Origin of the sequence: Pseudoalteromonas sp., from assembly GCF_041613455.1 — a bacterium.
In the GTDB taxonomy this organism is placed as follows: domain Bacteria; phylum Pseudomonadota; class Gammaproteobacteria; order Enterobacterales; family Alteromonadaceae; genus Pseudoalteromonas.
In genome coordinates this window covers 1-26,767 of record NZ_JBFJHD010000027.1, presented here as the reverse complement: position 1 = coordinate 26,767, position 26,767 = coordinate 1, and the positions used below count along the sequence as shown (strand labels likewise).

Here is a 26,767-nt window from a genome sequence, read left to right as displayed (position 1 = left end):
GCGTGTGCACAAGGTATACTGAGGGTAATTTTCACGCTACTTCTCAGATAGTAAAAAGCCAAATATGCAAAAATATGACGTTAAAACCTTTCAAGGTTTGATCCTGGCTTTACAGGATTATTGGGCGCAGCAAGGCTGCGTCATTATTCAGCCACTTGATATGGAAGTGGGCGCAGGAACTTTCCACCCACAAACATTCTTAAAGTCGATTGGCCCAGAGCCAATGGCCAGTGCTTATGTACAACCGTGTCGTCGTCCTACTGATGGTCGTTACGGTGAAAACCCCAACCGTTTACAACACTATTACCAATTTCAGGTGGTGTTAAAACCCTCTCCGGACAACATTCAGGAGCTGTATTTAGGCTCGTTAGCGGCAGTAGGTATTGATACCTTAACTGACGAAGTGCGCTTTGTTGAAGACAACTGGGAATCACCCACGCTTGGCGCATGGGGACTAGGTTGGGAAATTTGGTTAAACGGCATGGAAGTAACGCAGTTTACCTACTTTCAGCAAGTGGGCGGCATTGAGTGTTCACCGGTTACCGGCGAAATTACTTATGGTCTTGAACGTTTAGCTATGTACATTCAAGGTGTAGACAGTATTTACGACCTAGTCTGGGCAGACGGCCCATTTGGCCGTGTTACCTACGGTGATGTGTTCCATCAAAATGAGGTAGAGCAGTCTACTTACAACTTTGAGCACGCCAACGTTGCTGACCTATTTGCACAGTTTGATCAATGTGAAGCGCAAAGCCAAAAGCTAATTGAAGCAAGTCTACCATTACCAGCCTACGAGCAAGTAATGAAAGCCTCGCACGCATTTAACTTATTAGACGCACGCCACGCCATTTCGGTAACTGAGCGTCAACGTTATATTTTACGCGTTCGTGCGTTATCTAAAGCGTGTGCACAAAGTTATTATGATAAACGTGAAGCGCTTGGTTTCCCGTTGTGTAAGGATAAGTAAGCATGTCAGCAGAAAATTTATTAGTAGAAATTGGTACCGAAGAGTTGCCACCAAAAGCACTGCGTAAATTAGCAGAAGCCTTTGCTGCAAACTTAACAGCAGAATTAGCAAGTTTAGAACTCGGTCATCAAGGTGTGAGCTGGTATGCCTCGCCGCGTCGTTTAGGGTTACAAGTAACAGCACTCGATGCTAAACAGCAAGACAAAGAAGTTGAAAAGCGCGGCCCTGCAACTAAAGCGGCATTCGATGCCGAAGGTAACCCGACTAAAGCGGCAATGGGTTGGGCGCGTGGTTGTGGTATTGATGTTAGTGAAGCGCAAACATTAGAAACAGATAAAGGTGCGTGGTTATTGCATATTGCTAAAGTAGCAGGGCAAGAAACGACAGCATTGATGGTTGATGCCATTAATAAAGCACTGGCTAAATTACCGATCCCTAAGCCAATGCGTTGGGGCGCGAATAAAACACAATTTATCCGTCCTGTGCATACGGTGGCTATTTTATTTGGTAGTGAAGTGCTCAAAGGTGAAGTACTCGGTATGCAAGTGAGCAACCAGTTACAAGGTCATCGTTTTCATCATCCTGAAAAAACCACAGTTAACCATGCTGATGAGGTGTTTGACGTATTAAAATCAGCCTATGTGATTGCTGATTACGAGCAACGTAAAGCGCAAATTCGCAGCCAAATTGAGCAAGCTGCAAAGGCAGTAAATGCGAAAGTAGCCATGGATGAAGAGCTACTTGAAGAAGTGACCTCACTGGTTGAATGGCCAGTAACACACACTGCGACATTTGAAGAAAGCTTTTTAGCGGTTCCCGCTGAAGCGCTTATTTACACCATGAAAGACGATCAAAAGTACTTTCCATTACTCGATGAAAACGGCAAGCTGTTAAATAAATTTTTGTTTGTGTCAAATATCGAAAGTAAAGATCCCAGTGTAGTAATTGCCGGTAACGAAAAGGTAGTGCGTCCACGTTTAGCCGATGCGCAGTTCTTTTTTGAAAGTGACAAAAAGAAAACCCTAGAAAGTCGTTTAGAGTCGCTAGACAGTGTTTTATTCCAAAAACAGTTAGGCACACTTAAAGATAAGTCACAACGCATCAGTGAACTTGCGGGCTACATTGCCGAGCAGTTAGGTGCCGACAAGGCGCAAGCTGAGCGCGCGGGCTTATTAAGTAAAACCGACTTAATGACCGAAATGGTAATGGAATTTACCGATGTGCAAGGTGTGATGGGCATGCATTATGCACGCTTAGATGGTGAAGCTGAACCTGTTGCACTGGCGCAAAACGAGCAATACATGCCACGCTTTGCGGGTGACAGCTTACCGACAAATTTAATCAGCTGTGCCGTGGCGATTGCCGATAAGTTTGATACGCTGGTGGGTATTTTTGGTATTGGCCAAATGCCAAAAGGCGATAAAGACCCATTTGCACTACGTCGTGCAGCTATTGGTGCGTTGCGCATCATGGTAGAAAAAGAACTGCCACTGGATATTTTAGACCTAGTAGCCAAAGCACAAACACTGTTTGGCGATAAGCTAACGAATTTAAATGTATCAACCGATGTGTTTGAATTTATGCTTGGCCGTTTCCGCGCTTGGTATCAAGAAGACGGTATCGAAGTCGATGTAATTCAAGCGGTGCTGGCACGTCGTCCAACTAAACCTGTTGATTTCGATCGCCGAGTTAAAGCGGTAAGCCATTTCCGTACCTTAGACGCCGCAGAGGCGCTCGCAGCGGCTAATAAGCGGGTAGCTAATATTCTTGCTAAAAATGACATTACCAGTGAAGGTAACGTTGATAAGGGATTATTAACAGACGATGCTGAAAAAGTACTCGCGGCTCAGGTAGAGAAGTTTGCCACAGAACTTGCGCCACTTTATGCCAATGGTAACTACCAAGAAGCGTTAAGCCAATTGGCGGGTATTCGTGACAGTGTTGATAACTTTTTCGACAACGTGATGGTGATGGCAGACGATGAAGCGGTTAAGCAAAATCGCCTAGCACTGTTAAGCCAGTTAAGCGGCTTGTTTTTGAGTATCGCAGATATTTCTGTACTACAAAAATAACATTATTCGCTAATGTAAAAAGCCAGCGTTTTGCTGGCTTTTTAGTTTTAAATTTGCTGTATTATTAATCAGCATATATAAAGTGAGGATCCCCAATGAAAAGCCCAATGAAACGTATTATAACATTAGCTCTGGCGAGTTTTTTAACGGCCTGTAGTACGCAAATATCGTTTGAAGATGTATTGCCGCAACAGCAACAATTAGATCGACCGCTTTATTTAAGAGGGGATTTCACGCTGTGGGATGCCGAGCCGCAATATCAATTTACGCAAGTGGGCTCATCGCTGTATCAAGCCGAAGTTAAATTTTCGACCCCAGGCAAAGTGTATGAATTTAAAATTGCCGACGCCGAGTTTAGCGAAGGTTTCAATTGTGGTTACAGCGAGTTACAGCCAGCAGGGCAAAGCCTAACACTTGGCCAAGCCGTTACCGCAGACTGTAATACTATTTACAACTACTTTAGCTACACACCCGCAATTAAAGGCACCTACGTAGTGAGCATAGACTTTAGCCGCTACAGCACACCACAAGTGACAATAACGAAGAAATAGCGGTAAGTTTAAAGCTGTAAGTTGTCTGTATAAAATAAAAAACCGTGCTTGATTTAACAAGCACGGTTTTTTATTTTTTGAGCTGATAGCTGATAGCTGATAGCTGATAGCTGATAGCTGATAGCTGATAGCTGATAGCTGATAGCTGATTACAAGCCTTTCTTCACTACATAGCGATATGGTGCTTGTTCGGCATCTTTGGCCACCAGCGTGTGATCCATAAAAGTACAAAAGCTGGGAATATCACGCGTGGTTGATGGGTCGTCGGCAATGATCAATAACGTTTCACCGTCACTCATTTTACGAATAGCAGCGCGCACCATCATTACGGGCTCAGGGCAGCGTAGGCCGATGGCGTCTAATTGGTGATCGGGATTATCAAAGCTCATAAAAAACTGCCTGTATACTTAACTGTCGCTAGGGTGATTAAGTCGAGTATTTTAGCGTATTTAAAGGCGATATTTAACTACTTTACGCAGTTGCTAATAGGTCGCTGAATTTTATCGCTATTATGCCGTGTTGCTGTTGCTAATCTAAGTGAATAAGACACCCGATCACACTATTTATACTGCGCGATAACAGCGCTGAAAATAAAAAAGGCGAGCTGATAAAAATCAGTTCGCCTTTTTAATCACCAAGTTGGTTTTACATGTTAAAGATTATTAGTCTTGCACACGTTCAAATACGGTGGCAATGCCTTGGCCTAAACCAATACACATAGTGGCTAAACCGTATTTTGCATTTTTGTCTTCCATTAAGTGAATTAGCGAGGTGCTAATACGCGAACCCGAACAACCCAGAGGGTGGCCAAGGGCGATTGCGCCGCCGTTTAAATTCACTTTTTCATCAACTACATCAAGTAAACCTAAGTCTTTCAGTACCGGTAGTGACTGTGCTGCAAACGCTTCGTTAAGCTCAGCTACGTCAATGTCATCAATAGTAATACCAGCTTGTGCTAATGCTTTTTTACTTGCTGGTACGGGGCCGTAACCCATGATTGATGGATCGCAACCGGCAACAGCCATCGCTTTAATGCGTGCACGAATTGGTAAGCCAAGCTCTTTAGCTTTTGCTTCGCTCATGACTAACATCGCCGATGCACCATCCGACAATGCTGACGACGTACCCGCAGTTACTGAGCCAGAAGCTGGGTTAAATACAGGGCGAAGTTTAGCTAGACCTTCTACCGTTGTTTCTGGACGAATTACTTCATCGTCTTCAACGAGTATTAATGAGCCATCGGCTGCGTGACCTTCCATTGCTAAAATTTCGCGGCGGAAGCGGCCTTCAACCGTAGCAGCATGGGCACGTTGATGTGAGCGGTAGGCAAATTCATCTTGTTGCTCACGGCTAATGCCATGCAATGTTGCTAGGTACTCTGCGGTTAAGCCCATCGAACCCGCTGCTTGGGCAATTGATGTTGCAAGGCCTGGGTGAAAGTCATTGCCATGCGTCATCGGCACGTGGCCCATATGCTCAACACCACCTATCAGATACGTGTCGCCAGCACCGGTCATGATTGCCCGTGCTGCGTCGTGCAATGCTTGCATTGACGAGCCACATAAACGGTTCACCGTTACAGCCGGTACACTATGTGGAATACCGGCAAGTAATGACGCGTTACGTGCCACGTTAAAACCTTGCTCTAATGTTTGTTGTACACAACCCCAATAAATATCATCAATTGATGCAGGATCAACTGCCGGGTTGCGATCGAGTAAACCTTTCATTAAATGTGCGCTTAAGTCTTCCGCACGTTTGTTTTTGAATACGCCACCTTTAGAACGACCCATAGGTGTGCGGATACAATCTACAATTACTGGATTATTCATGTTATTAACCTTCCACCTTATAGAAAACACGGCCTTCTTCGGCCCATTGACGAGTTTGCTCTGATACTTGATAAATCGCACCTAGGTGAGCATATTTGTCGGCAGTTGCCACAAAGTTAGCTAGCCCTGTTTGATCTAAGTAACGGAACGCGCCGCCTCTAAATGGAGGGAAACCAACACCGTAAATTAGAGCCATATCTGCTTCTTCAGGAGAAGCTACAATGCCTTCTTGTAAACAAAGTAGTACTTCGTTCAGCATTGGGATCATACAACGGTCAATGACTTCTTGTTTATCAAATTCTTTTTCTGCAGCGGTAATTGGCTTAAGTAACTCAACTGCTGTTTCGTCATGAGATTTTTTAAGACGGCCACGACGATCGGTTTCGTACTTATAAAAACCCGCTTTGTTCTTTTGCCCAAAACGTTTTTCGTTAGCAAACACGGTAACCGGGTCTTTGTCGGCACGTGCCATACGTGCAGGGAAACCATCTGCCATTACGCCAGTACAATGGTATGCCGTATCAATCCCCACAACATCGAGTAGGTAAGCCGGGCCCATTGGCCAGCCAAATACGTTTTCCATTACTTTATCAACTTTTGCAAAGTTAGCGCCTTCAACCACAAGTTTGCTAAAGCCTGCAAAGTAGGGGAATAAAACACGGTTTACAAAGAAGCCAGGGCAATCGTTTACAACAATCGGTGATTTGCCAAGTTTCAGTGCGTAATCTACCACTGCACTAATCGTTTTGTCTGACGTTTTAGCACCACGAATAATTTCTACTAACGGCATTTTTGGTACTGGGTTGAAAAAGTGCATACCACAGAAGTTTTCTGGTTTTTCCAGCGCTTCAGCAAGTAAATCAATACAAATAGTTGAGGTATTTGAGGTAAGCACTGTGCCTTCTGGCATATTCTTTTCAAGGTCTGCTAGTACGGCTTGCTTTACTTTAGGGTTTTCGACTACGGCTTCAACAATAATATCGGCAGTTTGAAGATCGCTATCGTTAAGCGTGGGTTTGATTTTACTCAGTGTGCCGAGCATTTTTTCCATCGACATGTGGCCGCGTTTAACTTTTTGACCCAATAGCTTAGACGCTTCGCCCATACCTAAATCAAGCGCATCCTGTTGAATGTCTTTCATTATAATGGGGGTGCCTTTATAAGCCGATTGGTAGGCAATACCGCCGCCCATAATGCCGGCACCTAATACCGCGGCTTGTTTAATTTCGGTGTCGCTGTGTTTAGCAAGTTTACGTGCTTTGCCTTTAATAAATTGGCTAGCTAAAAAGATACCAATTTGCGCGGCTGTTTCGGGAGAGCGTACTAGCTTAGCAAAGTTGGCATTTTCTATTGCCATTGCTTCAGCACGCGAGCAGTTTGCTGCTTCTTTAACAGTACGTACTGCCATAACGGGAGAAGGATAGTGGCCTTTGGTTTTACTCATTACCATACCTTCAGCCATCGCAAAGCTCATGCCTTGTTCAACACGATTTAATTTAAGCGGTTGTAGTTTTACATTGCGTTTTGCTTGCCAATCAAGCTTGCCTGCAATGGCAAGTTCAAGTGTTGATATGCTTGACTCTATAAGTTGGTCAGCACTAACTACCGCGTCAACAGCACCTACTTTAAGCGCATCTGCGGCACGATTATTCTTTCCTGAGGTGATCCACAACATAGCGTTATCGGCACCAATAAGGCGTGGTAAGCGCACTGTGCCACCAAAACCAGGCATAATACCTAAAGTTACTTCAGGCAGCCCTATTTGTGCAGTTTCGCTTGATACACGGTAATCGGTAGCAAGTACCCACTCACAGCCACCACCAAGTGCTAAGCCGTTTACAGCACTTAAAGTTGGGAAGGGTAAATCTTCAATGGCATCAAAAACGTCAGTGGCTTCTTTAATCCAGGTGATCAGTTCGGCTTCGCTTCTGGTGAAAATAGGTAAAAATTCAAACACGTCGGCGCCAATAATAAAGTGCTCTTTATCACTGGTAAAAATCATGCCCTTAATATCAGTATTGGCAGCTAATTCTTTTAATGCTGCTGCGCAATCTGTAAGGGTTTGCTGAGATAAGGTGTTGACAGAGGCTGCAGCACAGAACTTAAACTCGGCGATGTTATCCTTGATGAAGCTAACTTCAAAGGAATCGCTTTTATATAACATTATTATTCTCCCCTAGTTGATGAACTAAGACTGGTACGATGAGTTTGCATTTCAATCAGTGTGCTTGCTTTAAATTAAAAATGCAACGATAAATTTAACTTGGTTACAATTGGTTGGTTAAAATATAGCTTGTTTGGTGCTATGGTGGAACACAAGTTTTTACTTATTACTTTAAATTATTATGAAAAGGTATGATGAAAAAATATTTATTTAATGTGATGGCCGCCGCCTTTATTTTTCCGCTTTTTCCAACCGTGGCCAGCACCGATAACGAAGCATTTTTAGCAGCAGAAAAAAAAGTACGCTATGGCGATTATCAAGACCTTAAAACGGCCTTAAATACGCTCGATCATCCGTTAAAACCCTATGTTGAAAAAGTGTATTGGCAACGCCATCCCCATATTAAGTATCGTGCAGAAATAGAAAATTATTTAACTGTGTATCAAAATACGCCACTGGAATGGCCGGTGCGTAAAGCGTGGTTAGATTACTTAAAAAAACTTAATAACAAAGAAGCGTTTATTCACAATTACCGGGAAACCGCAAATACCGAACTAAGCTGCACCTATTTAACGTATCAATTGGATTTAGGTGCGCCTGAAACAGCTATTCTTAATCAAGTGAGTGATTTATGGACTGTAGTCAAGTCGCAACCTGAAGAATGTGATGGCTTGTTTTCACTGTGGCGTAAAAAAGGCTACATGACTAATGAGGCGGTTTGGCAGCGTGTAACTTTAGCTGCCGAAGACGGCTCGCCAAGTTTATTACCCTATTTAAAAACGTTACTACCAAAGCACGAGCGCTACTTAGCGGATTTATACTTAAAGGTACGTCGCGATCCGAGTGCGTCGGCAGGGTTATATCGCTATAAAAATAAATCGCCCAAAGAAGCACAAATTGCTTTATACGGAGTTAAGCGTTTAGTTTGGCGCGACAAAGAACTGGCGTTAAAAGCATGGGAAAAGTTAGAAAATATGTTTAGCTACAGTGATGACGATAAAGCGGGCGTGTATTACAGCTTTGCTTTGTCGTTGGCATCCAGTGGTCATAAACAAGCGAGCTTTTGGTTAAATAAGGTGCCAAAGGAGCGACAAGACAGAAAATTAATGCAATGGCAATTGGCTAACTTGTTAAAAACCCAAGATTGGGCAGGCATTGCAGCGTTTTTTACCGGCAAAGACAACTTAACTCTGGGGCAGCAGTACTGGCTTGCTTATAGCTATGCACAACGGGGTGAACACCAAAAAGCCGAACAAATTTGGGCCAAAGTAGCTGCAAATAGAGATTACTATGGCTTTTTAGCGGCTGCACGCTTGGGGCTCCCTGTTGCGTTAAATAATGCGCCATTGCAAGTTGATCAGCAGCTGGTGGATAAAGTGAGTAATGCTCCCGGCTTTAAACGCGCTAAGGCGTTACACGAACTTGAGCGTTATACCTCGGCGCGCCGTGAATGGAATTATTTAACCAACACCTCCAGTGACGATGAAAAGTTAGCGGCGTCTAAGCTGGCTGCGGATCATCAATGGCACGATAGTGTTATTTTTACTCTGGCGACAATAAAAGCGTGGGATTATGTTGAGCTACGCTTTCCGTTTGCGTTTCAGAACATATTTGAGCGTTATAGTAAGCGTAACAAAATTGATGTTGCGTGGAGTATTGCCATTGCACGTCGTGAAAGTTCATTTGCACCAGATGCCCGTTCGCATGCCAATGCGCGTGGCTTAATGCAGCTGTTACCTAGCACCGCCGATTATATTAATAAGGGCAGTGTAGCGAGTAGCCGTTTATACCAGCCACGCACCAACGTGATGTTAGGGACGCGCTACTTACAATATTTAAAGAAGAAAAATAACGGCAATGAAATACTCGCCACCGCATCGTATAACGCAGGCTATCACCGAATTAAACGTTGGCTACCCGATGAAGCGATTCCTGCTGAACTCTGGATAGAGCTGATACCGTATCGAGAAACCCGTGATTACGTTAAAAATGTATTTGCCTACAGGCAGGTTTATCACACACGGTTAAATCGCGAGGGAAATATATTGGCGCCAATTTTAACCATGAAAATGGGCGGCTAATAGCACAATAAAAACAGCAGTAGCTAAAAGCTTAGCTACTCACCTTTTTTCAGCGCTTTGGGTATAGATCATCGGTATGATAAACTCAAAGCAAGTTAAAATTTAAATAGATGGGTTTACTATGGATAAATTAGCCGTTTTATACGCTGAACATATTGCCACACTGCAACAGCGCACTCGCACAATTTGCGAACAACAAGGGTTAGAGGGGCTAGTGATTCACTCAGGCCAAGCTAAGCGTCAGTTTTTAGATGATATGTACTATCCGTTTAAAGTGAACCCACAGTTTAAAGCGTGGTTACCAGTCCTTGATAATCCACATTGTTGGATTGTGGTAAATGGCAGCGATAAACCAAAACTAATCTTTTATCGTCCCGTCGACTTTTGGCATAAAGTCCCCGATGAGCCACATGACTTTTGGGCGGAATACTTTGATATTGAACTGCTATTACAGCCTGAACAGGTTGAAAAGTTACTCCCATACGATAAAGCCAATTATGCTTACCTAGGTGAATACTTAGAAGTAGCCCAAGCACTTGGTTTTAGCATCATGAACCCAGAGGCGGTATTAAACTATTTTCATTACCACCGTGCTTATAAAACCCAGTACGAGCTAGAATGTTTACGTAACGCTAACCGCATTGCAGTAGCAGGACATAAAGCCGCACGCGATACCTTTTTTAATGGCGGCAGTGAGTTCGATATTCAGCAAGCGTACTTAATGGCAACGCGTCAAAGCGAAAATGAAATGCCGTATGGCAATATTGTGGCACTAAATGAAAACTGCGCGATTTTACATTACACCCACTTTGAGCCAACTGCACCGCTGCAACATCATTCATTTTTAATTGATGCGGGGGCGAACTTTAATGGTTATGCAGCCGATATTACCCGTACCTACGACTTTAAAAAACAAGGTGAATTTGCCGAGCTGGTTGCTGCTATGACACAACAGCAAATTGAATTAGGTAAAGGATTAAAGCCCGGTATGCTGTATGGTGATTTACATGTTGAGTGCCATCAGCGTATTGCGCAAATATTAAGTGACTTTAATATTGTAAAACTCCCTGCCGAAGACATAGTGGCACGTAATATTACACCTACATTCTTTCCACATGGCCTAGGGCATCATCTAGGTTTACAAGTGCATGATATGGGCGGCTTTATGAGCGACGAGACAGGGGCACAGCAAGCACCGCCTGAGGGGCATCCTTTTTTACGTTGTACTCGCCTAATTGAGAAAAACCAAGTGTTTACTATTGAGCCCGGGCTATACTTTATCGACTCGTTACTCGGCGACTTAATGCAAACCGATAACAAACAGTTTATTAACTGGGAAAAAGTGGAGTCATTTAAGCCATTTGGTGGTATTCGAATTGAAGACAATATCATTGTGCACCAAGATAGCTTAGAAAATATGACTCGCGATTTAGCGCTCGACTAACTCGCGGTTAATGCGCAACGTGTTGCGTTAATTATTTACTATAAAGGGGCCACATGGCCCCCTTTTTAACTGGTTTAGTTATGTCTGAATATAAATACCCCGCCGAGACAGTTTTTCATCAAGAAGAGATAAAAAAAAGTACTTTTATTGTGCATGTTGCGCATACACCCGATCTCGCTGCAGCAAAAGCATTTATTAAACTCATTGAGCACAAGTATGCCGACGCGCGTCATAATTGCTGGGCGCATGTGGCGGGCAAGCCCGGAGGTAGTCATGTTTATGGCTTTTCTGATGATGGCGAGCCTAATGGTACGGCAGGTAAACCGATGTTAAATGTGCTAATGGGCTCAGGGCTAGGAGAAGTAACCGCGGTGGTAACACGCTATTTTGGCGGCATTAAGTTAGGCACCGGTGGCCTAGTCCGTGCCTATGGGGGCAGTTTAAATAATGCTTTAGCTAAACTCTCCACCCAAGTTAAAGTGCCCAGTATAAAAATAGTGGGCACCAGCGAATATAATTTACAAGGCGCTATAGAGCAGTTATTAAAAACAAACTATCAAGTACTTAACATCGAAAAACAATTTACTGCTAATATTGAATGGGTAATTACTATAGATAGCCGCCAAGCCACACACGCAATTAAAGATATTTTTGATTTAAGCCATGGCGCGGTTGAGTTAACCATTAAAGAGTAAGACAATATCTTTACTCGTTAAACTTACTAATAATAAAAGCGATACGCTAAATGCAATTTCGTACCATCATAAAAATCCTTGGGCAACTTGTTGCGCTGTTTAGTATCACCATGGTGCCGCCGGCAATAGTGTCTTTAATTTATAAAGATGGTGGGGGTGTACCTTTTGTTTTAGCGTTTATATTTAGCGTTACGATTGGTTTAATGGCTTATTATCCGAACCGCCAAGAGCACGGCGACTTAAAAGCGCGCGAAGGGTTTTTAATTGTGGTGTTATTTTGGTTGGTGCTTGGCGCATTTGCATCTTTACCGCTAATATTTTTACAAGAGCCTAATTTATCGTTAGCAGATGCGGTATTTGAAGCCTTTTCGGGGTTAACTACCACGGGAGCAACGGTGTTAACCGGTATAGAATATTTACCTAAGTCGGTATTATTTTATCGCCAACAACTCCAGTGGTTTGGTGGTATGGGGATCATTGTACTGGCCGTGGCAATTTTACCTATGTTAGGGGTGGGGGGCATGCAGTTGTATCGGGCCGAAATTCCTGGCCCGGTGAAAGACTCAAAAATGACCCCTCGCATTGCCGATACGGCAAAACACCTGTGGTATATCTATGTTTCTATTACGCTTGCGTGCACTTTGGCGTATTGGATAGCAGGTATGGATTGGTTTGATGCTATAAGCCATGCGTTTTCCACCGTTGCGATTGGTGGGTTTTCGACATACGACGCGTCGATGGGCCACTTTGATAGCCCGGTTATTAACTTTATTTGTGTGTTCTTTTTAATTATAGCGGCAATAAACTTTTCACTGCATTACGCCGCTGTGGCGAGCAGAAATGTCAGTGTGTATATTCGTGACCCTGAATTTAAAGTGTTTTTATGTATTCAACTGGCGCTGGTGGTGATTTGCTTTACTGTGCTGTCGTCCCATGAGGTGTATGCCAATGGTGATGAAACGTTAGACCAAGCATTGTTTCAAGCCGTTTCAATTAGTAGTACAGCGGGGTTTGCCACCGATAACTTTTCCGCTTGGCCATTATTTTTACCTATTTTGCTGATATTTTCGAGCTTTATAGGGGGCTGTGCCGGCTCGACTGGCGGCGGTATGAAGGTAGTACGGGTATTTCTACTATACTTACAAGGCGTACGGGAACTTAACCGATTGGTGCATCCGCGCGCTATTTACTCGATTAAGTTAGGTAGCAAAGCATTACCCGATAAAGTAGTTGAAGCGGTGTGGGGGTTTTTCTCAGCTTATGCGTTGGTGTTTATTATTATTATGTTAGCCCTAATGGGCACCGGCCTAGATAATATAACCGCGTTTTCTGCCACCGCAGCATGCTTAAACAACCTAGGCCCAGGCCTTGGCGATGTAGCATCACACTACGGGGCAATTAGTGATGGCGCTAAATGGCTATTAACCATAGCTATGGTATTTGGTCGTTTAGAAATATTTACCTTATTAGTGTTATTTACGCCGACGTTTTGGCGTGGATAAAGTAGTACGTTAATTTATTTTAACTAGAGTATGGGAAGGGATATGCCTACAACAAACTTAGATAAGCTACATCAAATAGTAACGGGAGGGATGGTAGATCTCGAAATACTCACCCCGACCAGCAGTAAGCGCGTAAAAACAGAGTTTATCGGCTTACTTGATAACCGCTTTATTATTTTAAATTTCCCCAATGCTAAACGCTTACCAATAGCCAATGATTATTTGCGCGATGGCGTTATGGTGGTTGTGCGCGCGTTAATAGAGGGCAGTGGCGGTCAAGTCATTGCGTTTCGCCAGCAAATTATGTCGGTTGCTTCGCACCCTGCACGGCTGATTTTTATTGATTTTCCCGATGAAGTACAGCTATTTGATTTACGCTCACAAGCTCGCATTCCCACTTTATTAGCGGCTAAGTTAAAATTGAGTGACGACAGAGTACTCGACGGTATTATTAAGGACATTTCTTTAACTGGGGTGATGTTTGATGTTAAAGATATTAGCGCGGCCGGTGATATCAAAGGTATGCAGTGTTCGGTGATGCTGGACAATGGTCATAACCAAAAAGATTTTCAAGGCGAAATTTGTAGCGTCAAAGAGCATGCTAATGGCGCACATTGTGGTATTCGGCTACTTGCAAGTGAAGATGAAATGAAATCCTTTATGGGCGATCACTTTATTGACCCCTCCATCCTCGACTCTGAAGCTGAATGAGCGACTGTTTCGCTATTTTGCAACAAAATAGCGTTTTCCTGCCTGTTTCTCGCAATACAGCAAAAAAACATTTAAATTAAATTCAATAACCAATTAAAACAATGGTTTACTTGTTTTTTAAAGAGTGAGAAATTCCTACCTTAAAATAATTACTGCAACAATATCGCAATATTGTCTTATAAAATAACAACTTAGTTAGTTTGCGTGGCTGAGTGTGTGGTTTTGCAAAAAATTAAACAACTGATTTTATTAATATTATTGTTTTTTGCGGTTGCTGTGTTGCTAATCAGCAACATTATTAGCGCAAAAAGCACAACTTACTCACAGTCTTATAGCTTAACATGTTGAAAAATAATGTTTTTTAAATATTGGCATCGAAGTTGTAATAGTTAGTGTGTATTGCACTAAAGGTGATTTTACAATCACAACTAACATAAACTTTGAAGGAAGATTGATTATGAAAATAGTAAATAAAACATTAGCACTTATCGCCTTGGCTTCTTCAGCAGCCGCGTTTGCAGCAGATTTTGATACTCTTGATGTTGATGGCAACGGTGTAATTAGCCAAAGCGAAGCGGCTGTTGATGCAGACTTGATGGGTCAGTTTGCCGAGCTAGATAGCGATGGTAATGGCGAACTTTCAAAAGCAGAGTTTGCTAACTACAAATAAAATTTCGATTTTTTCACAGTCAGGGATTGCGGAGAAGGATCTCATTTTTTACGGAGATTATGATGAAAGTATTTAATACAACACTGGCCATTGTCGTTTTAGCATCGTCTGCAGCTGCTTATGCAGGCGTTGATTTTGCTTCGTTTGATAGTAATAGCGATGGTGTTATCAGCTTAGAAGAGGCGCAAGCTAATCCACAGTTAGTTAAAATATTTGAGCAGCTAGATGCTGATGGTAATGGTGAGCTCTCTAAACAAGAGTTTGCAAAACTACAGTAATATTACACAGGGTATTACTGTGATTAGTAAAAAGCAGCTTATTTAAGCTGCTTTTTTGCGTGTAATCATAGCTTGCGGCGTACTATAAAAATATAGCACTTACCTGAAACAGCTTTTCAACAATATTAATGTGTTTTTTATCAATTAAAAACATAATAACGTGATCGCCCGACATTATGATGGTGTCGTCGTGGGCTATTAGTACTTCGTCATTACGCACCACGGCACCAATGGTGGTTCCTGTTGGGAGTTTTATATCGGCAACGGCACGGCCGACCACTTTAGAGGTGTTTTCATCGCCATGTGCCACCGCTTCAATGGCCTCAGCGGCGCCTTTGCGTAATGAATATACGTTAACAATATCACCGCGACGGACGTGAGTCAGTAGCGCCGAAATAGTGGCTTCTTGTGGCGAAATAGCAATATCTATATCACCCCCTTGGACTAAGTCTACGTAGGCACTGCGCTGAATAAGTACCATGGTTTTTTGCGCGCCTAAGCGCTTAGCAAGCATGGCTGACATGATATTAACTTCATCATCATTCGTCACCGCTATAAACACATCAACTTGTTCAATATGCTCTTCTGACAGCAGCTCCTGATCTGAAGCGTCACCACAAAAAACAATGGTGTTATCGAGCATTTCAGACAATTGTTCGGCACGCTCTTTACTGCGCTCAATGAGTTTAACGCTGTGGTTTTTTTCCAGTGAGCGGGCCAAGCCCGCACCGATATTACCGCCGCCCGCGATCATAATTTTTTTGTATGACCGTTCTAGTCGTTGCAGCTCGTTCATTACGGCACGAATATGTTTGGTCGCGGCAATGAAAAACACTTCATCATCGGCTTCTATTACTGTGGTACCGAGAGGTTTGATTGCTTTACCTTGACGATAAATAGCGGCTACTCGAGTTTCTACATTGGGAATGTGTTGCTTTAATGTAGAGAGTGCATAACCTACTAATAAGCCGCCATAATAGGCCTTTACCGCCACCAGCGATAACATGCCATCAGCAAATTGCAATACCTGTAATGCCCCTGGGTAATCGATTAAACGGCGAATATACTTAGTGACCAATGCTTCAGGCGCAATATAATGATCGACGGGTAAATCATCGTTATGAAATAGTTTTTCACGATATTTTAAATATTGCTCAGAGCGAATACGTGCTATTTTAGTGGGAGTATTAAAAATACTATAAGCCACTTGGCAGGCAACCATGTTGACTTCATCGGAGCTGGTTACCGCAATAATCATATCAGCATCGTCTGCACCGGCCCGACGTAACACATCGGGATGCGCACCGTGCCCTGCAACACCTTGTAGGTCATACTTATCTTGCAGTTCACGTAAGCGGTTGCCATCAATATCAACCACTGTAATTTCATTCTGTTCGCCGACTAAGTTTTCAGCGAGCGTGCCGCCGACTTGTCCGGCACCGAGTATGATTATTTTCATTATTTACCCGTGTGTTAAGTACCAATTACAGAGCAGTATTAGCTATCTAGCTGTTATTAGATAGCTAATTACTCAGTGCTGATAATTAGAGTTTTTTAACCAGTTTAGCGTAATAAAAACCATCGCTCTCACCAGGGAGTAGCTGTAAACCGGGTGTGTTTGGCGTGTCTTTATCGTGCAACGGAATATGCTCTACGTCATCGTTATTAGCTAAAAACTTAGCCACTTGCTGTTGGTTTTCTTGTGGTAATACCGAACAGGTTGCGTATAGCAAAGTGCCGCCCGGCTTTAACAATGGCCAAATACTATTTAGTATATCGCCTTGTAAGGTTGCTAAATCAGTAATGTCAGAGGCACGACGTAGCCATTTTATATCGGGATGGCGACGAATTACGCCGGTTGCCGAGCAAGGAACGTCGAGCAGAATACGATCGAATTGTTGCTCATCCCACCAAGTATGCGGCTGCGACGCATCACCACATTGCAAGTCGGCACCTAAACCAATACGGGTTAAGTTTTGTTTCACACGCTCAAGGCGCGTGGCATCGCTATCAAGCGCTAATACATCAGCATCAGCAAGTTCTAAAATGTGGCACGTCTTTCCGCCAGGCGCGGCACATGCATCTAAAATTACGTCGTCATCTTGCGGCGCTAAAAACCGCGCAGCGAGTTGTGCGGCAGCATCTTGTACCGAACACGCACCAGTATCAAACTCAGGCAATGAAAATACATCACGGGGCTTTGCCAGTTTAATGCCATCTATAAAATCAGCGTTTAATGTATGTTCGATGTCATTAGCGGTTAGCATATCGCTATATTCTTGCGTGCTGTACTGCGACTGATTAACGCGTAACCACATAGGCGCTTGCTGTTGGTTTTCTGCTAAAATTTGCTGCCAGCTATCTGGGTAGGCTTGTTGTAGCTGCTTAATAAACCAATTGGGGTGATTATACAAGCACACCGGAATTTGCTTAGCTTGTTCTTCAAGTTCAACTTGTTGACGCTGAAAGCTACGTAAAATGGCGTTAATTAACCCCTTTAGGCCTAAAGCACGCAACGGTTGTAATGCGTTTACCGTTTCTGAAATTGCCGCATGCGGTGGAACACGCATGTGTTGTAGTTGGTAAATACCCACATACAATAAAAATTGAAATATTCTGCGCTTACCTTTTAATGGTTGTTCAACCAGATGTTGACAGTAATTTTCCAAGCTAGGTAAGTAGCGTAGTACGCCATAACAAATCTGTTGTAATAACGCTTTATCTTTAGGAGCCAGTCCTTGACTGGCAAAAGGCAGCTCTTGATTAAGCGACGCACCTTTATCAACCACGTTATATAAAGTTTCAGCGGCTAGCGCCCGTACGTTTGGAGCATTATTCATTGTTTTCGCCTAATAGAGTACCTGGGGTCACCCAATCACTACGACCATTTAAAAAGTCGTTAATTGCCATGGGCTTTTTACCCTGAGGTTGTAGCTGAGTAATAGATAAAGCCTGCTCGCCACATGCGACAACTATGCCTTGCTTGGAGCTTGCTAGTACTTCGCCAGCACGCCCTGACTGTGCAACAACCTGAGCTTGATAAATTTTTACCGGCTGGCCGCCCATGTGCGTAAAGCATATCGGCCATGGATTGAATGCACGAATGTTGCGCTCAATTTGTACCGCACTCATCGACCAGTCGATATTAGCTTCATCTTTAGAGAGCTTTTTCGCGTAATTAGCATCGGCATCATTTTGTGGCTCAGGGGTTATTTCCCCGTTAGCGAGTTTGTTGATGGTGCTAATAAGTGCCGTTGGCCCCAGCTCGGCCAATTTAGTATAAAGACTGGCACTGGTTTCGTCGGCATCAATCGGGCAGCGGCTAATATGCAGCATATCGCCGGTATCGAGCCCTTCATCCATTTGCATTATGGTTACGCCCGTTTGCTCATCACCGGCCCAAATAGCCCGTTGTATCGGTGCCGCGCCACGCCAGCGCGGTAAAATAGAGCCGTGCACGTTTAAGCAACCTAGCTTAGGGGCAGCTAAAATTGCTTTAGGGAGAATTAAGCCATAAGCGACAACAATCATAATGTCGGCATTTAGGCTGTTTAGCTCATTTAATGCGTCTTCGGTTTTTAGTGATTGCGGTTGAAATACGGCTAAACCGTGCTCCAGTGCCAGTTGCTTTACTTCACTGGCCTTGAGTTTCTTACCACGCCCAGCAGGGCGATCGGGTTGGCTATATACACCAACTACTTGATGCTCGCTGTCGATAAGTGCTTGCAGGTGACGCGCAGCAAAGTCTGGCGTACCGGCAAATATAATGCGTAATGGTTGTGTCACTGAGTTTCCTAAGGTGCTTTTTTACTGAGCTGCAAATTTTGCTTCTTTTTCAAGCTTTTTACGAATGCGTTGGCGTTTTAATGGCGATAAGTAATCAATAAATAACTTACCTTGCAGGTGGTCTAACTCATGCTGAATACAAATTGCCAGTAGCTCATCGGCATCGAGCACAAATTCTTCGCCTTGCTCGTTAAGCGCGGCAACAGTTACTGTTTCTGCGCGGTCAACTTTTGCATACGAGTTAGGCACTGATAAACAGCCTTCTTCGCTTACGGTGGAGCCATCTTTTTTGATGATTTGTGGGTTAATTAGTACCAGCGGCTCGTTGCGTTCTTCTGATACATCTATCACCACAATGCGTTGATGAATATTTACTTGGGTCGCCGCAAGGCCAATGCCATTTTCATCATACATAGTTTCTAGCATGTCTTTGACAATATCACGCACTTGATCGTCAACCTGTGCCACATCTTTTGCTACTGTACGTAAACGTTCGTCTGGAAATCTTAAAACTTCTAACCTAGCCATAGTTACCTTTTACACTTATGCTTAATTTAGGGTATCGTATGTTCTTATTTTAGCCATTAGCGTTCCCCTTTAACAGGTTTTGGACAATAATAATGAAAAAACAATATAAGGAAGCCCAATGAAATCTCCATTAATGGCAATCATAGTTGCATTAGGTGTTGCTTTTCCTACTTTAGCTGATGTACTTCAAATAAAAAAAGATGCGCCTAAACAATATGTTGTAAAAAAGGGTGACACGCTTTGGGATATTTCTGGAATATATTTAAGTGAACCTTGGTTATGGCCAGAGTTATGGGAAATGAACCCGCAAATTGAAAACCCACACCTGATTTATCCGGGCGATGCGCTGTCATTGATTTATGATGCCAATGGCAATCCCCGTTTAGTGATTAATAAAGCATACCGAAAACTATCGCCGCAAGGGCGTATCACGCCGAAAGGCACTAATGCAGTAACCACTTTACCGCTTGAGGTTATCAGGCCATACATAACTTATGAGCAAGCAATAAACAGCGATGACATTAGCACTAAACCGTATATTTTAGGCGCCAACGAAAACACTAAAACGCAAACGCTAGGGCATATTTTATATATTAAAGGTGATTTAAAGTTGCACCAAGCGTATGCAATTTATCATAAAGGGCAACCTTATCTAGATCCAAAAACCGGTAAAGAGCTTGCCAGCAGAGCGATTTATGTGGGCATGGCGCGCGCATTTAGAACGGGCGATATCGCTAATGGTAAGCCCGCTTCGGTGAGAGTTGAATCGGTAAAGCGCGAAATAAAACAAGGCGACTTTTTATTACCCGCGATGCAAGGGCAAATGTTACCAGCGTATTTTAATATGCATCGTCCAGCGCAGCCCGTGATGGGCCAAGTGATTGCCTCACCTAGAGAAGTGAGAGAATTCAGCACAATGGATGTAGTGGTGCTAAACTTAGGTTCAGCGCAACAAATACAAGTGGGGCATGTGCTAGATATAGAACGCCAATCACCGACAGTGATTGATGGCCCTCGTGGTCCGCGTTATACCGAAGACTCAAGCCGGTTTGAAAAGCTAGTATCAAAAACCAGTGAAATGTTTGGCGATGCAACAGATGAGAGTAATGCGGTTTGGCATATGCCAAAAGAAAAAGTCGGCGAGATGATTATTTTTAAAGTGTATGACAACATCAGTTATGCATTAATCACTAAAAACCAACATCCCATTCGCATTGGAGATATGGCAGTTATTCATTAAGTAGTAGCGAGTCGGTGTTCAGGGGTATGTTTATCTTTTTTAAGGTGGCATGCCTAGGAGAAAGAACATGCAGCAATCGCTTGGCAAGTTATCTCACTGGCTTGCTCTTTATATGTGTAAAGGCGTAGGCATAAAAACCCTGCTGGCATTAGCTGAGCAGCACTGCTTAGTGTCATTATTTAACCTACCACACGCAGCGCTCCTGCAATTAGGCTTAACTTCAAGCCAAGCACATAATTTATTGCACACTAATTGGCAGCAGGTAGCACATTATCAGCAATTGCTGCAGCACAATAACATCACCGTGATTACTTTCTTTGATGCACGTTACCCCGATATTTTAAAACAAATAGCCAGTGCGCCATTACTGCTATTTTGTAAAGGGGATGTGGCGTTACTCTCAAGCCCGCAAATTGCCATTGTAGGGAGTCGCAATGCGACGCCTGTAGGGCTTGAAATTGCGGCCGAGTTTGCTTATCAACTAACCCAAGCGGGGATCACCATTACTTCGGGCATGGCGCGTGGTATCGATGGTGCAGCACACAAAGGTGCGCTTGCCGGTAGCGGTAAAACCATTGCGGTGCTGGGCACCGGCGTTGATGTGTACTACCCCAAACAACACAGCTTGTTGAGTACGCAAGTTTTAGAGCAGGGGCTGTTGGTGAGTGAGTTTTTACCCGGTACCGCAGCCAGTGCTCATAACTTCCCCCGTCGTAATCGAATTATATCGGGGCTGGCTTTGGGGGTATTAATTGTTGAGGCTGAAATTAAAAGCGGATCGCTAATCACTGCTCGTTATGCCATTGAACAAAATAAAGACGTGTTTGCCGTACCGGGCTCCATCAGAAACCCCCTCGCGCAAGCCAGTCACTTTTTAATTAAGCAAGGGGCTAAATTAGTTGAAAATGTCACAGATATTCTTGAAGAAGTGAGTTTTTCTGGTCAATCCGGTCTATATAATTTAGAGCAGCCAGTAGCAAGCAGCCCACAATGTGAGGTATTAAAGTGTATCGGGTTTGAAGTTACCAGTGTTGACGAGATTGTCCGCCGTGCGGGGTGGCCAATAGATAAAGTGCAAACCCGGCTACTCGACCTAGAGCTAGATGATCAAATAGAGCGAGTGTTAGATGGTTATATTAAGCTAAGCGCGGGGCGGTAATATGTTTGATATTCTTATGTATTTGTTTGAAAACTATATTCACAACGACGCGAGTGTATTTATTAAGCCGAATGAGCTGACGGATGAGCTACTGCGGGCAGGCTTTAATGAAGACGAAATATTTAAAGCACTGCACTGGCTTGAGCAACTCGCCGAGCTACAACACAGTGATGTATCACCTTACTTAACCAGCAGCCCACAGCAAGCGGTGAGAATATTTACCGACAATGAGTGTGATATGCTTGATTTACAGTGCCGCAGTTATTTTATGTTTATCGAACGTATTGGAGTGATAAATAGCGTGACCCGCGAAATGGTGTTAGACCGTTTAGCAGCGCTTGATAAGCCATTCATTACATTAGAAGATTTAAAGTGGGTAGTATTAATGGTGCTATTTAATGTGCCGGGCTCTGAAAAAGCCTGTGAGCAAATGGAAGAGCTTATTTTCGAACAACCCGGTGATGTGTTGCATTAACTGTTGTATCTTTAAGCCTTTTGGGTATATTAGGCGAAAATTCAGCAACGACTAGGATCACCATGAGTAAAATCGACCATTCGCTTTTCTCGGCGAATAAACACGCCCTAGAAAAAGAATATGAGATATGTCCACAATGTGGCTCAGAATTAGTGATCCGCAATAGTAAATCAGGCCCTTTTTTAGGCTGTGCAAGCTACCCTAAGTGCGATTTTATCCGTCCGTTAGCACATCATGAGAGTAATGAAATAAAAGTACTTGAAGATTCAGCTTGCCCTGAGTGCAGCCTGCCGCTGGTAGTAAAAAATGGTCGTTATGGCATGTTTATTGGCTGTACCGGCTACCCAGCGTGCCATTACATTGCCAATGACAATCAAGCCGACCAAGATGAAGCGTTACTTCCTAGTTGCCCTAAATGTAAAAAAGGGCGTTTAGTGTCGCGCAGTAATAAGTTTGGTAAACTATTTTATTCTTGTGACTGCTACCCAAGCTGTAAATATACCCTTAATCATAAACCGATTGCACACCCTTGCCCAGTATGTGATTGGCCAGTCGTCATAGAGAAAAAAACCGCCAATAGTACTGTGTTACAATGCCCACAAAAAAGCTGTATGCATAAATTTGCAGCCTCTGAATAACGTTTAAATATCTGGAGAGGATTTTGTCAGACCCATCAAATGCACCCGCTGTGATTCGCTGCCTTGAGCAAGGCGAAGTTATTTTATATCCAACTGAAGCCGTTTATGGTTTAGGCTGCGATCCTGATAATCAATTAGCAGTAGAGCGGTTACTGGCTATAAAACAGCGTCCAGTTGAGAAAGGCCTTATTTTAATTGCTGATAACTACGGGCAATTATTAAAATACGTCGATGATGCCAAAATACCGATGGATAAACGTGCTGATATTTTTTCTAGTTGGCCTGCTGCCATTACTTGGGTAATGCCTGCCGCGAAAAGCACCCCAAAGTGGTTAACCGGGCAGTTTGATACCATCGCAGTCAGAGTGACCAACCACCCTACGGTAAAACGCTTATGCCAGCAGTTTGGTAAGCCGTTGGTTTCAACCAGCGCTAATTTAAGCGGTCAAAATACAGTATCAAGTATTGCAGAAGCCAAAAAACAGTTTGCTGAGCAGGTAGGTTACTATGTTGATGAACCTCTCGGTGGTAATACGCAACCAAGCACCATTAAAGATGCCATGACTGGCCAAGTATTTCGAGGTTAATATGCAAAGCGAATTATTAGCGCAAGTAAAAGCCTACTTCATGGCCTTGCAGGATACCATTAGCCAAGGTTTAGAAGCTGCCGATGGTAAAGGCAAATTTATTGAAGATAATTGGCAGCGCGCCGAAGGAGGCGGAGGCCGCACTCGTGTCATTACCGATGGGGCGGTTATTGAGCAAGGGGGAGTTAATTACTCACATGTGTTTGGTGCCTCTATGCCAGCCTCAGCGACCGCGCACCGCCCAGAGCTTGCCGGACGCAGTTTTCACGCCTGTGGGGTGTCATTAGTGATCCACCCTAAAAATCCCCATATTCCAACCAGCCATGCCAATGTGCGCTTTTTTATTGCCGAAAAAGAAGGTGAAGCACCTATTTGGTGGTTTGGTGGCGGCTTTGATTTAACACCGTTTTATCCGGTGTTTGAAGACGTGCAGCATTGGCATCAAGTAGCACATGACCTGTGCGCGCCGTTTGGCGAAGCCTTATACCCTAAATACAAAACTTGGTGCGACGAATACTTTTATTTAAAGCATCGCGGTGAAACACGCGGTGTAGGTGGGTTATTTTTTGATGATTTAAACGAGCTAGGGTTTGAGCAAAGCTTTGCGTTTATGCAAGCCGTAGGGAATGGTTTTTTAGATGCATACCTACCAATAATAGCGCGCCGTAAGCACGATCAATACAGCCAACAGCAACGCGATTTTCAGTTGTATCGCCGTGGTCGTTATGTTGAGTTTAACTTAGTGTGGGATAGAGGCACGTTATTTGGTTTACAAACCGGTGGCCGTACCGAGTCTATATTAATGTCGATGCCGCCGTTAGCGCGCTGGGAATATAACTATAAGCCAGCAGCAGAGAGTAGCGAAGCTAATTTATACCAATATTATTTACATCCTCAAGACTGGTTAAACATTCAGCCTGATGATTTAATTGCCAGAGAGTGGCAACTGTAGGTAAGCAATAAAGGCGCTATAGAGCGCCTTTATTATGAGCAACGGGTTACCACAGTAAGCTCATTAATGTTGGTTGATCATATGGCTTGCGAGTTGCCCAAATGATTGCTTTAACCCTTCTCTAAGTAATGGGTTATCCACCTCTATATCTAAGGTTTTATTCATGCAGTACATCCATTGATCGCGCAGGTCCTGATCAATGGCAAAGGGCATATGACGTTTACGCAGCATGGGGTGGCCATGTTGTGCAACAAATAGATCCGGTCCGCCGAGCCACCCCGATAAAAATTCAAAAAACACTTGGCGAATTCTATCTAATGGCAGAGGATGCATATCATATAATGGTTTAGCGTATTCATCGCTGGCCATAATATCGTAGAATCGATTAGCAATAGCGCGAGTAGCGGCTTCACCACCAATAATTTCGTACGGTGTTTTTTCGGGAGTCGGCGCGGTAACGGCTGTTGCTGGCTTTGATTTAGAAAAAAGTCGTTTAATCATATTATTTATCATCGTTTAATGGCAGTGGTGGCACTGCAAAGAGGTTGCTTTAACATGGACAAATATGCGGTTTTTGGAAATCCAATAAAACACTCAAAATCCCCTGCGATACATCAACAATTTGCTACCTCGCTAGATGAGCAAATCGACTACCGCGCAATCTTAGCACCTATCGATAACTTTGAAAAAACAGTATCGGCATTTTTTGCTCAAGGTGGCAAAGGTGCAAACGTCACTGTGCCATTTAAAGAGCAAGCATTTGCCATGGCTGATGAGCTCACGCCATTGGCCAAAATTGTCGGTGCGGTAAATACCTTAAAAAAGCGCGCCGATGGCACTTTATTGGGTGATAACACCGATGGTATTGGTTTTGTGAATGACCTGCTAGCGAATAAAGTTAGTATTGCAGGGCAGCGTATATTGATCATTGGCGCAGGTGGAGCAGCAAGGGGAGTGATATTACCGCTACTTGAGCAGCAGCCTGCGGAAGTTATTATTGTCAATCGCACCGCAGAAAAAGCGCAGCAATTGGCAAAATTATTTACTCAATACGGCAGGGTATCAGGCTATGGCTTTGCTGACCTGCCAGTGAGTGACTACACCCTTATTATTAACTCAACATCCAGCAGTATGAATAACGAGCTACCGGCGTTAGCGGTGCAGCACTTGGCAAAGTGTACTTTAGCGTACGATATGTTTTATGCAGCACACAATACCGTCTTTATGGATTGGGTGGCGCAGCATAACAGTAATGCTCAACTGCTAGATGGCAGTGGCATGCTGGTGGGGCAAGCAGCGCAAGCGTATTATGTATGGCGAAACAAGATGCCAGCGATACTACCTGTGGTTGATGCCCTCAAACGTGGAACATTAATATGAATCAAGCAATACAATTTATCGATCGTCTCGAGTTTAGAAAATCAGCCAATCAATTAGTGTTTTTTGCACAGGTCAGTGGCATGTTGGTAGAGTGCGTTATTGCAGTTGGTGGTTTAGATCTTGTGGATGACGGTCATGCCGCTTGTTACTTCGAAAAAAATCGCTTTGATTATGAAGAACGCGCCGAGCAATTGATCGAAGACGAAAGTTATAACTCGGCAGGTCAAATAGAAGTCGGCTTAGTTAGCCTCAGCTAAATACTCATCTTTGAGTAATACATAGTTATCTGCCGATACTTTTAAGAACGCCAGCTCTTGTTCACTCAGCGGGCGAACTTGCTTCACTGGGCTGCCAACATATAAGTAACCCGACGCCAAACGTTTATTTGGTGGCACTAATGAGCCGCCACCAATAATGACATTATCTTCAACAATTGCGTTATCCATAACAATAGCGCCCATTCCCACTAAAATGCGATTGCCCAAACGACAACCATGTAACATTACTTTGTGGCCTACAGTGACATCATCACCAATGATCAGTGGGTAGCCGTCTGGGTTATCATTACTGCCACGTGATAAATGCAGCACACTACCATCTTGTATATTAGTACGTTCACCAATACGTATATAGTTAACATCACCGCGAGCTGCAACTAATGGCCACACGCTACTATCATCGCCTAAGGTGATATCACCAACCAATACCGATGACTCATCAATATAAACAGAACTATTAAATGTGGGAGTCACCCCTTTATAAGATCGAATAGCCATATTTGTACCTTCAAAATGTCGTTAGAGTATTGTTTGAGTGTAACAGGAGTCGTTATTTAACTGCCAGCAAAGCTTGTTTTGATTATAAAACTAGCAGTTTTAACCGCTTTAGTTTAATTAGTAATCGAACAGTATGTTTTTTTAGTTTTTCTGTGAAAAAACGCTTGCGTAAAAATCTGTTCTCCCTATAATGCGACCCCACTGAGACGGGAAAGGCCAACGCATAGCGAGGCACGAACAACTCACAGAGTTAAGTAAAACTTCGGTTTTAAATCTTCT

General features: G+C 43.5%; 27 protein-coding genes. 18 read left to right on the top strand and 9 right to left on the bottom strand.

The genetic code is table 11. From position 1 onward, the window contains the following. Positions 1 to 64 precede the first annotated feature (64 nt). The 3 genes from glyQ to ABYB02_RS04895 all read left to right on the top strand — a co-directional run bounded on the left by glyQ (position 65) and on the right by ABYB02_RS04895 (position 3,590). Positions 65 to 967 carry a glycine--tRNA ligase subunit alpha gene (gene glyQ / locus ABYB02_RS04905; RefSeq protein ID WP_372761339.1) on the top strand — a complete coding sequence of 301 codons (903 nt, stop codon included), beginning with the start codon at positions 65 to 67 and terminating at the stop codon, positions 965 to 967. 2 nt (positions 968 to 969) lie between these two features. Beyond that, on the top strand, positions 970 to 3,039 hold the full coding sequence (gene glyS, locus ABYB02_RS04900) for a glycine--tRNA ligase subunit beta (RefSeq protein ID WP_372761338.1): 2,070 nt from the start codon (positions 970 to 972) through the stop codon (positions 3,037 to 3,039). A 95-nt stretch (positions 3,040 to 3,134) separates the two neighbouring features. Then, positions 3,135 to 3,590, top strand: coding sequence for a hypothetical protein (locus ABYB02_RS04895; protein WP_372761337.1), 456 nt, complete (start codon positions 3,135 to 3,137; stop codon positions 3,588 to 3,590). 149 nt (positions 3,591 to 3,739) lie between these two features. On the opposite strand, the gene tusA is transcribed toward ABYB02_RS04895, so the two are convergent. From tusA to fadB, 3 genes are all read right to left on the bottom strand, one after another. After that, positions 3,740 to 3,979, bottom strand: coding sequence for a sulfurtransferase TusA (tusA, locus tag ABYB02_RS04890; RefSeq protein ID WP_372761336.1), 240 nt, complete (start codon positions 3,977 to 3,979; stop codon positions 3,740 to 3,742). Positions 3,980 to 4,252: 273 nt separating this feature from the next. Then, the gene (gene fadA / locus ABYB02_RS04885) at positions 4,253 to 5,422 is read right to left on the bottom strand and encodes an acetyl-CoA C-acyltransferase FadA (protein WP_372761335.1); all 1,170 of its coding nucleotides are present in this window, start codon (positions 5,420 to 5,422) and stop codon (positions 4,253 to 4,255) included. Positions 5,423 to 5,426: 4 nt separating this feature from the next. Next, entirely contained in the window at positions 5,427 to 7,586 is a 2,160-nt protein-coding gene (fadB, locus tag ABYB02_RS04880) for a fatty acid oxidation complex subunit alpha FadB (protein ID WP_372761334.1), read from the bottom strand. A 194-nt stretch (positions 7,587 to 7,780) separates the two neighbouring features. On the opposite strand from fadB, the gene ABYB02_RS04875 reads away from it, so the two are divergent. From ABYB02_RS04875 to ABYB02_RS04845, 7 genes are all read left to right on the top strand, one after another. Next, the gene (locus ABYB02_RS04875) at positions 7,781 to 9,667 is read left to right on the top strand and encodes a transglycosylase SLT domain-containing protein (protein ID WP_372761342.1); all 1,887 of its coding nucleotides are present in this window, start codon (positions 7,781 to 7,783) and stop codon (positions 9,665 to 9,667) included. A gap of 121 nt (positions 9,668 to 9,788) precedes the next feature. Next, positions 9,789 to 11,111, top strand: coding sequence for a Xaa-Pro dipeptidase (gene pepQ / locus ABYB02_RS04870; protein ID WP_372761333.1), 1,323 nt, complete (start codon positions 9,789 to 9,791; stop codon positions 11,109 to 11,111). Between the two features lie 80 nt (positions 11,112 to 11,191). After that, complete coding sequence (locus tag ABYB02_RS04865) at positions 11,192 to 11,806, top strand: YigZ family protein (protein ID WP_372761341.1); 615 nt, start codon at positions 11,192 to 11,194, stop codon at positions 11,804 to 11,806. 50 nt (positions 11,807 to 11,856) lie between these two features. Further along, positions 11,857 to 13,308, top strand: a complete 1,452-nt coding sequence (locus ABYB02_RS04860; RefSeq protein WP_372761332.1) for a TrkH family potassium uptake protein — start codon at positions 11,857 to 11,859, stop codon at positions 13,306 to 13,308. A gap of 42 nt (positions 13,309 to 13,350) precedes the next feature. Continuing rightward, positions 13,351 to 14,019, top strand: coding sequence for a flagellar brake domain-containing protein (locus tag ABYB02_RS04855; RefSeq protein WP_372761331.1), 669 nt, complete (start codon positions 13,351 to 13,353; stop codon positions 14,017 to 14,019). 457 nt (positions 14,020 to 14,476) lie between these two features. After that, positions 14,477 to 14,689, top strand: a complete 213-nt coding sequence (locus tag ABYB02_RS04850; RefSeq protein WP_372761330.1) for a calmodulin — start codon at positions 14,477 to 14,479, stop codon at positions 14,687 to 14,689. A gap of 62 nt (positions 14,690 to 14,751) precedes the next feature. Next, positions 14,752 to 14,967 carry a calmodulin gene (locus ABYB02_RS04845; RefSeq protein ID WP_372761340.1) on the top strand — a complete coding sequence of 72 codons (216 nt, stop codon included), beginning with the start codon at positions 14,752 to 14,754 and terminating at the stop codon, positions 14,965 to 14,967. A gap of 82 nt (positions 14,968 to 15,049) precedes the next feature. Here the strand turns inward: ABYB02_RS04845 and trkA are convergent, their stop codons facing one another. The 4 genes from trkA to def all read right to left on the bottom strand — a co-directional run bounded on the left by trkA (position 15,050) and on the right by def (position 19,281). After that, positions 15,050 to 16,426: a Trk system potassium transporter TrkA gene (gene trkA / locus ABYB02_RS04840; protein WP_372761329.1), complete on the bottom strand. Its 1,377-nt coding sequence runs from the start codon at positions 16,424 to 16,426 to the stop codon at positions 15,050 to 15,052. An 85-nt stretch (positions 16,427 to 16,511) separates the two neighbouring features. Further along, positions 16,512 to 17,807 (bottom strand): 16S rRNA (cytosine(967)-C(5))-methyltransferase RsmB, encoded by a 1,296-nt coding sequence (rsmB, locus tag ABYB02_RS04835; RefSeq protein ID WP_372761328.1) that lies wholly within the window; start codon positions 17,805 to 17,807, stop codon positions 16,512 to 16,514. Then, positions 17,800 to 18,753 carry a methionyl-tRNA formyltransferase gene (gene fmt, locus ABYB02_RS04830; protein ID WP_372761327.1) on the bottom strand — a complete coding sequence of 318 codons (954 nt, stop codon included), beginning with the start codon at positions 18,751 to 18,753 and terminating at the stop codon, positions 17,800 to 17,802. The genes rsmB and fmt overlap by 8 nt, the downstream gene beginning before the upstream one ends. Positions 18,754 to 18,774: 21 nt before the next feature. Next, a complete protein-coding gene (gene def, locus ABYB02_RS04825) occupies positions 18,775 to 19,281 on the bottom strand; it encodes a peptide deformylase (RefSeq protein ID WP_372761326.1) in 507 nt (168 codons plus the stop codon). Positions 19,282 to 19,399: 118 nt separating this feature from the next. On the opposite strand from def, the gene ABYB02_RS04820 reads away from it, so the two are divergent. The 6 genes from ABYB02_RS04820 to hemF all read left to right on the top strand — a co-directional run bounded on the left by ABYB02_RS04820 (position 19,400) and on the right by hemF (position 24,332). After that, positions 19,400 to 20,521: a LysM peptidoglycan-binding domain-containing protein gene (locus tag ABYB02_RS04820; protein ID WP_372761325.1), complete on the top strand. Its 1,122-nt coding sequence runs from the start codon at positions 19,400 to 19,402 to the stop codon at positions 20,519 to 20,521. A 67-nt stretch (positions 20,522 to 20,588) separates the two neighbouring features. Beyond that, positions 20,589 to 21,680 (top strand): DNA-processing protein DprA, encoded by a 1,092-nt coding sequence (gene dprA / locus ABYB02_RS04815; RefSeq protein ID WP_372761324.1) that lies wholly within the window; start codon positions 20,589 to 20,591, stop codon positions 21,678 to 21,680. A gap of 1 nt (position 21,681) precedes the next feature. Continuing rightward, the gene (locus tag ABYB02_RS04810) at positions 21,682 to 22,155 is read left to right on the top strand and encodes a DUF494 family protein (RefSeq protein WP_372761323.1); all 474 of its coding nucleotides are present in this window, start codon (positions 21,682 to 21,684) and stop codon (positions 22,153 to 22,155) included. A gap of 62 nt (positions 22,156 to 22,217) precedes the next feature. Next, a complete protein-coding gene (locus ABYB02_RS04805) occupies positions 22,218 to 22,793 on the top strand; it encodes a topoisomerase DNA-binding C4 zinc finger domain-containing protein (RefSeq protein WP_372761322.1) in 576 nt (191 codons plus the stop codon). Between the two features lie 23 nt (positions 22,794 to 22,816). Further along, positions 22,817 to 23,380 carry an L-threonylcarbamoyladenylate synthase gene (locus ABYB02_RS04800; RefSeq protein ID WP_372761321.1) on the top strand — a complete coding sequence of 188 codons (564 nt, stop codon included), beginning with the start codon at positions 22,817 to 22,819 and terminating at the stop codon, positions 23,378 to 23,380. A 1-nt stretch (position 23,381) separates the two neighbouring features. Next, a complete protein-coding gene (gene hemF / locus ABYB02_RS04795; RefSeq protein WP_372761320.1) occupies positions 23,382 to 24,332 on the top strand; it encodes an oxygen-dependent coproporphyrinogen oxidase in 951 nt (316 codons plus the stop codon). 63 nt (positions 24,333 to 24,395) lie between these two features. On the opposite strand, the gene ABYB02_RS04790 is transcribed toward hemF, so the two are convergent. After that, entirely contained in the window at positions 24,396 to 24,833 is a 438-nt protein-coding gene (locus ABYB02_RS04790; RefSeq protein WP_372761319.1) for a group II truncated hemoglobin, read from the bottom strand. A gap of 54 nt (positions 24,834 to 24,887) precedes the next feature. On the opposite strand from ABYB02_RS04790, the gene aroE reads away from it, so the two are divergent. Beyond that, a complete protein-coding gene (gene aroE / locus ABYB02_RS04785) occupies positions 24,888 to 25,712 on the top strand; it encodes a shikimate dehydrogenase (protein WP_372761318.1) in 825 nt (274 codons plus the stop codon). After that, the gene (locus tag ABYB02_RS04780; RefSeq protein ID WP_372761317.1) at positions 25,709 to 25,969 is read left to right on the top strand and encodes a DUF1488 domain-containing protein; all 261 of its coding nucleotides are present in this window, start codon (positions 25,709 to 25,711) and stop codon (positions 25,967 to 25,969) included. The genes aroE and ABYB02_RS04780 overlap by 4 nt, the downstream gene beginning before the upstream one ends. On the opposite strand, the gene ABYB02_RS04775 is transcribed toward ABYB02_RS04780, so the two are convergent. Continuing rightward, positions 25,952 to 26,488, bottom strand: coding sequence for a gamma carbonic anhydrase family protein (locus tag ABYB02_RS04775; protein WP_372761316.1), 537 nt, complete (start codon positions 26,486 to 26,488; stop codon positions 25,952 to 25,954). The two genes, ABYB02_RS04780 and ABYB02_RS04775, sit on opposite strands and share 18 nt — an antisense overlap. Positions 26,489 to 26,767: the final 279 nt, after the last annotated feature.

Excerpts from the sequence above, each read along its gene's own strand:
- ABYB02_RS04780 (WP_372761317.1), top strand. The coding sequence starts at position 25,709 with ATGAATCAAGCAATACAATTTATCGATCGTCTCGAGTTTAGAAAATCA.
- def (WP_372761326.1), bottom strand. The coding sequence starts at position 19,281 with ATGGCTAGGTTAGAAGTTTTAAGATTTCCAGACGAACGTTTACGTACA.
- fadB (WP_372761334.1), bottom strand. The coding sequence starts at position 7,586 with ATGTTATATAAAAGCGATTCCTTTGAAGTTAGCTTCATCAAGGATAAC.
- trkA (WP_372761329.1), bottom strand. The coding sequence starts at position 16,426 with ATGAAAATAATCATACTCGGTGCCGGACAAGTCGGCGGCACGCTCGCT.
- aroE (WP_372761318.1), top strand. The coding sequence starts at position 24,888 with ATGGACAAATATGCGGTTTTTGGAAATCCAATAAAACACTCAAAATCC.
- glyS (WP_372761338.1), top strand. The coding sequence starts at position 970 with ATGTCAGCAGAAAATTTATTAGTAGAAATTGGTACCGAAGAGTTGCCA.
- fadA (WP_372761335.1), bottom strand. The coding sequence starts at position 5,422 with ATGAATAATCCAGTAATTGTAGATTGTATCCGCACACCTATGGGTCGT.
- ABYB02_RS04865 (WP_372761341.1), top strand. The coding sequence starts at position 11,192 with ATGTCTGAATATAAATACCCCGCCGAGACAGTTTTTCATCAAGAAGAG.
- hemF (WP_372761320.1), top strand. The coding sequence starts at position 23,382 with ATGCAAAGCGAATTATTAGCGCAAGTAAAAGCCTACTTCATGGCCTTG.
- pepQ (WP_372761333.1), top strand. The coding sequence starts at position 9,789 with ATGGATAAATTAGCCGTTTTATACGCTGAACATATTGCCACACTGCAA.
- ABYB02_RS04895 (WP_372761337.1), top strand. The coding sequence starts at position 3,135 with ATGAAAAGCCCAATGAAACGTATTATAACATTAGCTCTGGCGAGTTTT.
- ABYB02_RS04875 (WP_372761342.1), top strand. The coding sequence starts at position 7,781 with ATGAAAAAATATTTATTTAATGTGATGGCCGCCGCCTTTATTTTTCCG.
- ABYB02_RS04810 (WP_372761323.1), top strand. The coding sequence starts at position 21,682 with ATGTTTGATATTCTTATGTATTTGTTTGAAAACTATATTCACAACGAC.
- ABYB02_RS04845 (WP_372761340.1), top strand. The coding sequence starts at position 14,752 with ATGAAAGTATTTAATACAACACTGGCCATTGTCGTTTTAGCATCGTCT.
- ABYB02_RS04850 (WP_372761330.1), top strand. The coding sequence starts at position 14,477 with ATGAAAATAGTAAATAAAACATTAGCACTTATCGCCTTGGCTTCTTCA.
- ABYB02_RS04820 (WP_372761325.1), top strand. The coding sequence starts at position 19,400 with ATGAAATCTCCATTAATGGCAATCATAGTTGCATTAGGTGTTGCTTTT.
- ABYB02_RS04775 (WP_372761316.1), bottom strand. The coding sequence starts at position 26,488 with ATGGCTATTCGATCTTATAAAGGGGTGACTCCCACATTTAATAGTTCT.
- rsmB (WP_372761328.1), bottom strand. The coding sequence starts at position 17,807 with ATGAATAATGCTCCAAACGTACGGGCGCTAGCCGCTGAAACTTTATAT.
- ABYB02_RS04860 (WP_372761332.1), top strand. The coding sequence starts at position 11,857 with ATGCAATTTCGTACCATCATAAAAATCCTTGGGCAACTTGTTGCGCTG.
- dprA (WP_372761324.1), top strand. The coding sequence starts at position 20,589 with ATGCAGCAATCGCTTGGCAAGTTATCTCACTGGCTTGCTCTTTATATG.
- tusA (WP_372761336.1), bottom strand. The coding sequence starts at position 3,979 with ATGAGCTTTGATAATCCCGATCACCAATTAGACGCCATCGGCCTACGC.
- ABYB02_RS04805 (WP_372761322.1), top strand. The coding sequence starts at position 22,218 with ATGAGTAAAATCGACCATTCGCTTTTCTCGGCGAATAAACACGCCCTA.
- glyQ (WP_372761339.1), top strand. The coding sequence starts at position 65 with ATGCAAAAATATGACGTTAAAACCTTTCAAGGTTTGATCCTGGCTTTA.
- ABYB02_RS04855 (WP_372761331.1), top strand. The coding sequence starts at position 13,351 with ATGCCTACAACAAACTTAGATAAGCTACATCAAATAGTAACGGGAGGG.
- ABYB02_RS04790 (WP_372761319.1), bottom strand. The coding sequence starts at position 24,833 with ATGATTAAACGACTTTTTTCTAAATCAAAGCCAGCAACAGCCGTTACC.